The 8357-nt window shown below is 40.4% G+C and carries 6 protein-coding genes; 1 reads left to right on the top strand and 5 read right to left on the bottom strand.

What is annotated here, in order from left to right; translation table 11 throughout:
* Positions 1-53 precede the first annotated feature (53 nt).
* From MW688_RS18145 to remA, 5 genes are all read right to left on the bottom strand, one after another.
* Positions 54-785, bottom strand: a complete 732-nt coding sequence (locus tag MW688_RS18145; protein WP_486737424.1) for a hypothetical protein — start codon at positions 783-785, stop codon at positions 54-56.
* Between the two features lie 601 nt (positions 786-1386).
* The gene (locus tag MW688_RS18150) at positions 1387-4239 is read right to left on the bottom strand and encodes a tetratricopeptide repeat protein (RefSeq protein ID WP_486737425.1); all 2853 of its coding nucleotides are present in this window, start codon (positions 4237-4239) and stop codon (positions 1387-1389) included.
* Between the two features lie 503 nt (positions 4240-4742).
* Positions 4743-5351 (bottom strand): ATP-dependent Clp endopeptidase proteolytic subunit ClpP, encoded by a 609-nt coding sequence (gene clpP / locus MW688_RS18155; protein WP_486737426.1) that lies wholly within the window; start codon positions 5349-5351, stop codon positions 4743-4745.
* Positions 5352-5474: 123 nt separating this feature from the next.
* On the bottom strand, positions 5475-6029 hold the full coding sequence (gmk, locus tag MW688_RS18160) for a guanylate kinase (RefSeq protein WP_486737427.1): 555 nt from the start codon (positions 6027-6029) through the stop codon (positions 5475-5477).
* A gap of 30 nt (positions 6030-6059) precedes the next feature.
* A complete protein-coding gene (remA, locus tag MW688_RS18165; protein WP_486737428.1) occupies positions 6060-6311 on the bottom strand; it encodes an extracellular matrix/biofilm regulator RemA in 252 nt (83 codons plus the stop codon).
* 141 nt (positions 6312-6452) lie between these two features.
* Here remA and MW688_RS18170 point away from each other — a divergent pair, with 141 nt between their 5' ends.
* Complete coding sequence (locus tag MW688_RS18170) at positions 6453-8189, top strand: Rqc2 family fibronectin-binding protein (protein WP_486737429.1); 1737 nt, start codon at positions 6453-6455, stop codon at positions 8187-8189.
* The last annotated feature ends 168 nt before the right edge of the window (positions 8190-8357 follow it).

The raw sequence follows: 8357 nt of genomic DNA on the forward strand, positions 1-8357 counted from the left end.
CAACCAACTAAAACTTACCCATTATGGCTATTTAGCTAATCAAATGAGCAAGTTTAAGCAGTAATGAGTAAATATTTTTCAACTGTATTTAGCCCCATTAAAATACCTAAACGAAAACCGGGATCAGGTATTGTCCCCATACATTCTTGTAGTAAATCTTCCCTCTGTAAACGTTTAAAAATCTCTGCATCTTTTGTGGTAAAAGGGCGTAATCCTTTAATTGCCGTGCGTTCAACCAATTGAGGAGGTGGTTCAACAGTAGGCATAGTGCCTATAGCTACCAATAAAGCAATTAAGATAACCCCTATCAAAATAGGCCAAAAAGCTACTGGATACCAATCAGGCAATTTCCCACTGAATGCAGAATCCAAAAGCTTAGGTACAACACCACCTGGAGTTAAAAAGAGAATGAGAATTATGGCAACTCCTATTAACAAAGTAAACCAGTTACGACGAATGATTAATTGCGCCATCCACTCAAGGAATTGAGTCAATGTTTCTATATATTTTTGATGTTCTGCTTCTGGTTTAGGTTTAGGTTCTAAATTGCTTGGAGAAAAATTCTCTCTGAAAACTCTCTCTAAACCCTCTAATCCCACTCCTCCAGGGGATTTAACCAGTTGAATAAGTGCGATCGCCCTTTCGGTTGGAGACTTATTTGAACCAGGCAGATACTCTGTGGAAACGTTTGATTTAAATATCAGTTCCTCAAATTGAGGTGGAGTCAGCTTTTCCAAAGCATCTAAAAGCTCTGCTTCAGATAGCTTAGGGCTGTTAGAATTCATCTTATCTAATTATAGTGGAATTTATTTCATATCTTACATTATTACTTATAAAAAAGCAGGCAGCAGATGTAGATGTATGGTGCATAATGTCAAGTATAACGCACAGTTAATTATCTCGTCTTCAGAAGTGGATGAATAATGAGTTTTGAAGTCTTGAAGTAATGAGTTAAAGAATTGATCCTAACCCCTTAAAAGGAGGCAGGAGGCACCGAGGCACGGAGGCAGGAGGTCGGCATAGATGGGGATTTTATAGCAGTGACCGCAGTGGTGTTAACAACATTTATCACTAACTTTTCCCCCCTTCCCCCCTTACTAAGGGGGGCTTTTCATCATTTTTGTCAACATCTATTGGCGAGCTTGCTATAAAAATTGATTCTCGCCTGTTGGCCTATTTAGTACAATTGCACTGGTGCTTTGGTCTAAGTACAGGCTACCTTCAAAACTCATTACTTATTACTCATTACTCATTACTCATGTTTGTTGGGTGTAGTGACCAAGGGCCCAACCTACAGGCTACTGACATAATTTGGTGCGTTACGGGCTTCGCCCTAACACACCCTACTCCTACTCATACTCATACTCTCCCCCTCTCCCCCTCTCCTCACCTTTGGTACTCGGGGTTATTGATAGTTTTAACAATAGTTAAAGCCTCTTCTAAGACTTTCACTGCTGCTTCTGTCTCTTCTAGTTCACTGACGGCCGAGGCTATCGCCGTGAGAGCTTCGCTTTGGTTTCTGGGGTCATTGATAGTTTTAACAATAGTGAAAGCCTCTTCTAAGACTTTCACTGCCGCTTCTGTCTCTTCTAGTTCTCTGTAGGCCGAGGCTATCGCCGTGAGAGCTTCGCTTTGGTACTCGGGGTTATTGATAGTTTTAACAATAGTTAAAGCCTCTTCTAAGACTTTCACTGCTGCTTCTGTGTCTTCTAGTTCTATGTAGGCCGAGGCTATCGCCGTGAGAGCTTGGCTTTGGGAGTAGGGGTCATTGATAGTTTTAACAATAGTTAAAGCCTCTTCTAAAACTTTCACTGCTGCTTCTGTCTCTTCTAGTTCACTGACGGCCGAGGCTATCGCCGTGAGAGCTTCGCTTTGGTCGTAGGGGTCATTGATAGTTTTAACAATAGTTAAAGCCTCTTCTAAAACTTTCACTGCTGCTTCTGTCTCTTCTAGTTCTATGTAGGCCGAGGCTATCGCCGTGAGAGCTTCGCTTTGGTAGTCGTAGTCATTGATAGTTTTAACAATAGTGAAAGCCTCTTCTAAGACTTTCACTGCTGCTTCTGTCTCTTCTAGTTCTATGTAGGCCGAGGCTATCGCCGTGAGAGCTTCGCTTTGGTAGTCGTAGTCATTGATAGTTTTAACAATAGTGAAAGCCTCTTCTAAGACTTTCACTGCTGCTTCTGTCTCTTCTAGTTCTATGTAGGCCGAGGCTATCGCCGTGAGAGCATAGCTTTGGTAGTCGGGGTTATTGATAGTTTTAACAATAGTTAAAGCCTCTTCTAAGACTTTCACTGCTGCTTCTGTGTCTTCTAGTTCTATGTAGGCCGAGGCTATCGCCGTGAGAGCATAGCTTTGGAAGAAGGGGTCATTGATAGTTTCAACAATAGTCAAAGCCTTTTCTAAGACTTTCACTGCTGCTTCTGTCTCTTCTAGTTCACTGACGGCCGAGGCGATCACCGTGAGAGCATAGCTTTGGTAGTCGTAGTCATTGATAGTTTCAACAATAGTCAAAGCCTTTTCTAAGACTTTCACTGCTGCTTCTGTCTCTTCTAGTTCACTGACGGCCGAGGCGATCTCCGTGAGAGCATAGCTTTGGTCGTTGGGGTCATTGATAGTTTTAACAATAGTTAAAGCCTCTTCTAAGACTTTCACTGCCGCTTCTGTGTCTTCTAGTTCACTTACGGCCGAGGCGATCGCCCTGAGAGCTTCGCTTTGGTAGTAGGGGTCATTGATAGTTTTAACAATAGTTAAAGCCTCTTCTAAGACTTTCACTGCCGCTTCTGTGTCTTCTAGTTCACTTACGGCCGAGGCGATCGCCCTGAGAGCTTCGCTTTGGTAGTAGGGGTCATTGATAGTTTTAACAATAGTTAAAGCCTCTTCTAAGACTTTCACTGCCGCTTCTGTCTCTTCTAGTTCTATGTAGGCCGAGGCGATCGCCCTGAGAGCTTCGCTTTGGTAGTAGGGGTCATTGATAGTTTTAACAATAGTTAAAGCCTCTTCTAAGACTTTCACTGCTGCTTCTGTCTCTTCTAGTTCTATGTAGGCCGAGGCGATCTCCCTGAGAGCTTCGCTTTGGAAGTTGGGGTAATTGATAGTTTTAACAATAGTTAAAGCCTCTTCTAAGACTTTCACTGCTGCTTCTGTCTCTTCTAGTTCTATGTAGGCCGAGGCTATCGCCGTGAGAGCTTGGCTTTGGGAGTAGGGGTCATTGATAGTTTTAACAATTTTTAGAGACTTTTGGAGTTTTTGTTCAACCTGATTTTTGTTTTGTCGAGAAACAATATTTGTAAATTCCTCTACAAAGTCAGCTTTAGCTTGATTATTCTGCACAGGATTTTCCAGGAGTTTAAAAGCTTTTTGCCAGTCTCCCTCTTTGGCAATTGCCAAGGCAGCTTCTGAAGCTACTGGATCCCCAACTCTATTTAGAGGAGTTGTTAGGGGATTACTGATGCCCCAACGCACTCTTTGTATTTGTCCCTGAGGGTATAATTGTAGCCAGGTAAAACCCATTAAAATAACCATGACTATAGAGATCATCAATCCTAACCATTTATAAATCCGACGTTGGCTTAATTTGAGTAATTGTTCCTTTTCACGCCGATTATTTCCCCAAATTAAATAGGGTTTTTGTTTTTTAATTAGACGAATCTCTCGCCATCCCAGTAAGTAACGAGAATCACGATTATTACCTCGCCTAGCTACCAATAAAGCAATTAAGATAACCCCTATCAAAATAGGCCAAAAAGCTATTGGATACCAATCAGGCAATTTCCCACTGAATGCAGAATCCAAAAGCTTAGGTACAACACCACCTGGAGTTAAAAAGAGAATGAGAATTATGGCAACTCCTATTAACAAAGTAAACCAGTTACGACGAATGATTAATTGCGCCATCCACTCAAGGAATTGAGTCAATGTTTCTATATATTTTTGATGTTCTGCTTCTGGTTTAGGTTTAGGTTCTAAATTGCTTGGAGAAAAATTCTCTCTGAAAACTCTCTCTAAACCCTCTATTCCCACTCCTCCAGGGGATTTAACCAGTCGAATAAGTGCGCACTCGCCTAGGAGCGAGATCTCTTTGAGAGAGATCGCCCTTTCGGTTGGAGACTTATCTGAACCAGGCAGATACTCTGCGGAAACGTTTAATTTAAATATCAGTTTCTCAAATTGAGAAGGAGTCAGCTTTTTCAAAGCATCTAAAAGCTCTGCTTCGGATAGCTTAGGGCTGTTAGAATTCATATTATCTAATTATAGTGGAATTTATTTCATATCTTACATTATTACTTATAAAAAAGCAGGCAGCAGATGTAGATGTATGGTGCATAATGTCAAGTATAACGCACAGTTAATTATCTCGTCTTCAGAAGTGGATGAATAATGAGTTTTGAAGTCTTGAAGTAATGAGTTAAAGAATTGATCCTAACCCCTTAAAAGGAGGCAGGAGGCACCGAGGCACGGAGGCAGGAGGTCGGCATAGATGGGGATTTTAAAAATTGATTCTCGCCTGTTGGCCTATTTAGTACAATTGCACTGGTGCTTTGGTCTAAGTACAGGCTACCTTCAAAACTCATTACTTATTACTCATTACTCATTACTCATGTTTGTTGGGTGTAGTGACCAAGGGCCTAACCTACAGGTTACCTTCTTACTCATTACTCATTACTTATTACTCATTACTCATCTAACGGTGCGTTACACGCAGGTTAACGCACCCTACTAATGGTAATATTTCAACTGATATCTTATGCTGTGGGCACAGGAGGTTTAGTTGCAGAAGGACGGTTTTGAATTACTTGGTCGATTATACCGTATTCTTTTGATTCTGCCGCAGACATGAAGAAATCTCTTTCAGTATCTTCTTCAATTTTCTCTAGAGGTTGTTTTGTATGGTGAGCTAAGTAGAGATTGAGTTTTTTCTTAATATAGAGAATTTGTTGGGCTTGGATGGCGATATCAGCCGCTTGCCCTTGGGCACCACCTAATGGTTGGTGAATCATAATGCGCGAATTAGGTAAGCTCATCCTTTTTCCTGGGGCACCTCCACTTAGTAAAAAAGCACCCATACTAGCGGCTAAACCATAACATATAGTAGAAACATCGGGGCGGACTTGATTCATGGTATCAAATATCCCTAAACCCGCAGAAACTGAGCCCCCAGGAGAATTGATATATAGGTATATATCTTTTTCTGGGTCTTCTGCTTCTAAAAATAGTAATTGAGCCACAATTAGATTCGCTATATCATCGTCAACTTCTTGTCCTAAGAAAACAATTCTCTCGCGCAATAGACGAGAGTATATGTCAAAGGCACGTTCTCCACGGCCGGAGGTTTCGATTACGGTAGGTATCATTTTACTTTATTTAAATTAACTGTTCTTTTGATTGTAACGATTAGTAGACTAGGTATACTATGCTACATATAAACTAATCCCCAAGAATCCATCTCCCAAAGCTCCCTATTCCCTATAAAAGATTCAGGAAAAAATAGCTTGTTCGATTTCTGCAACAGCTTTGTCTAATTCACCGTTGACGATTTGATAATCAAACTCATCTACAGATTGCATTTCAATCGCTGCTTTTTCCAGACGCTTTTTCATGGCAGATTCTGACACATCAGCTCTATTTCTTAACCTCTGTTCTAATTCTGACCAAGAAGGTGGTAAAATAAAGATAAAAAGAGTATCATGGGCATTGTTTTTAATTTGACGAGCACCAACTAATTCAATTTCCAGAATAACCCAGCGACCTTGTTTTAGTTGATTCTCCACCGCAGCCCGAGGAGTACCGTAGTAGTTACCTGCGTATTCTGCCCACTCTAAGAGGTCTTGATTCCCTATCATCTCTTGAAACTCTTCAATAGTGACGAAATGATAGTTTTTACCATTGGTTTCCCCAGGACGAGGCGATCGCGTCGTCGCCGACACAGATAAATATAGTTCTGGATGGCGTTTGACTAATTCTCTTAATAGAGTTCCTTTGCCTACACCGCTTGGGCCTGTAATCACTATCAATTTGCCTTTAGTCCTCATTTTTAGTTCTGCTTAGAAATTTTAGTTGTTCTAAGGTTCCTTTTGTGCTACGAATCTATGTGCTACTGTTTCAGGTTGAATCGCTGATAATATTATATGGCTTGAGTCAGTAATAATTACCGCTCTAGTTCTCCTTCCGTAGGTTGCATCTATAAGTTTACCTTGTTCCCTGGCCTCAGTAATAATTCGTTTAATGGGAGCTGATTCTGGACTTACAATAGCAACTATTCTATTGGCAGATACTATATTCCCAAATCCTATGTTAAGTAGTTGTATTTCCATAAAATAAAATAAGGTTAATTATGAATTAAATTGTCGAACTAAGTATATATTTCCCATATTATCTCGAAAAACCAAGGATTACAACGCTAAAATCAAAATAGTCATCTTTTTACCGCAAATCTAGTTGAGAAATAATTGTTTATGCAGCCTGTTGATTATACAACCTTAATCGCTGTATGTTCTCAGCTTCACGCTGATTGGTTACCAGCAAGAATAGAACAAGTTTATCAGCGCGATACCTTTACCATTTCCTTAGCTTTACGCACCCTGAAAAAAAGAGGGTGGTTAACTCTCGCTTGGCATCCTCAAGGGGCGAGAATTTGTCTAGATGATCCCCCACCACGTATTCCTGATACTTTTACCTTTAGTGACCAATTGCGACACCAATTAAAAGGCTTCGCTTTAACTCAAATCGAAATAATTAAGCCTTGGGAGAGAGTTGTAGATTTACAATTTGCTAAACGTCCTGGAGAAATTCCCACTTGGCATCTATATGTAGAAGTCATGTCAAAATACAGTAATGTCATTCTTGCTACAGCAAAGGGACAAATAATCACTGTTGCTCACCAAGTCAACCAAAGTCAATCCAGTTTACGCCCCTTGCAAACTGGTCAAAAATACGAATTACCACCTCCCCTAACTGCGGATGCTCCTAATTTATCAGAATCAAAGGAAAGTTGGCAAAAAAGAGTAGCCTTAATCCCAGAAGAAATTTCTCGTCAATTAATCAAAGTATATCGGGGTTTGAGTCCCAATTTAGTTAAATCTCTCCTCAAAAAAGCCGAAATTAATCCTAAACAGTCTACAGCAGAGTTATCCCCTGTCCAATGGGAGGGACTATTTCAAGCTTGGCAAGAATGGTTAACTATTTTAGAGACCAAATCTTTTACACCAGGTTGGCAAAAAGGAGGATACACGGTTTTAGGTTGGAATCTGGTTAAACCAGAACCAGATATTCATCATTTGCTCAATACTTATTATACTGAACAACTTAATCACCAAAGCTTTCAACAAAAAAAACAGCAACTACAGCAAAAGCTTACTAATATTCTAGGTAAACTCAAAACCAAAGGGGAAAACTTCGCTCGCAAAATCCTAGAAGCAGAAGGCGCTGATGAATACCGCTATTTAGCTGACTTACTGATGGCTAATTTACATAAATGGCAGCCTGGAATGAAGGAAATTACCTTAGCTGACTTTACCACCCAAGCACCAGTTAAAATTACTCTCAATCCTGAAAAAAATGCTGTACAAAATGCTCAAACTCTATACAAAAAACATCAGAAACTTAAACGCGCCACCAATGCTGTTACCCCTCTTTGGCAAGAAACTATGGCAGAAATGGATTATTTAGAGCAAGTATTGGTTACTGTCTCTCAACTAGAAAAATATCAAACCCTAGCCGATTTAGTTGCTATAGAGGGAATTAGAGAGGAGTTGATTGAACAAAAATATCTTAAATCTAATCAACCATCTAATTCTCCTCAAGAGTCAGAATTTGAACCATTACGTTACACTACCCCCTCAGGATTTCAACTCTGGATTGGTAGAAATAACCGTCAAAATGAACAGTTAACCTTTCGTGTCGCTGGAGATTATGATTTGTGGTTTCATACTCAAGAAATTCCTGGCAGTCATGCCTTGTTACGCTTAGAACCAGGTAGTGTCGCTAGTGAGAGTGATTTACAATTTACCGCCGATTTAACCGCTTATTATAGTAAAGCTCGTGAAAGCGATCAAGCCCCAGTGGTATACACTAAACCTAAGCACGTATATAAACCAAAAGGCGCTCAACCAGGTATGGCTATCTATAAGAAAGAACAGGTCATCTGGGGACGTCCTCAAATGGCAAAACAGTTTTTAGAAAATCAACCCTAGGTGGGGGAGCCTCACAAGGGTAGGTTTTTTACCAAGAGCTTGTAGTAAAAGTAAGACAAGGTAGACAAGGAGGGAAAGTAGACAAGGAAGTATCTGTATTTGTATACTATACAATGGGCGCAAGCCTTGATGTGGGCGCAAGCCTTGATGTGGGCGCAAGCCTTGATG

It is taken from the genome of Johannesbaptistia floridana (genome assembly GCF_057440575.1).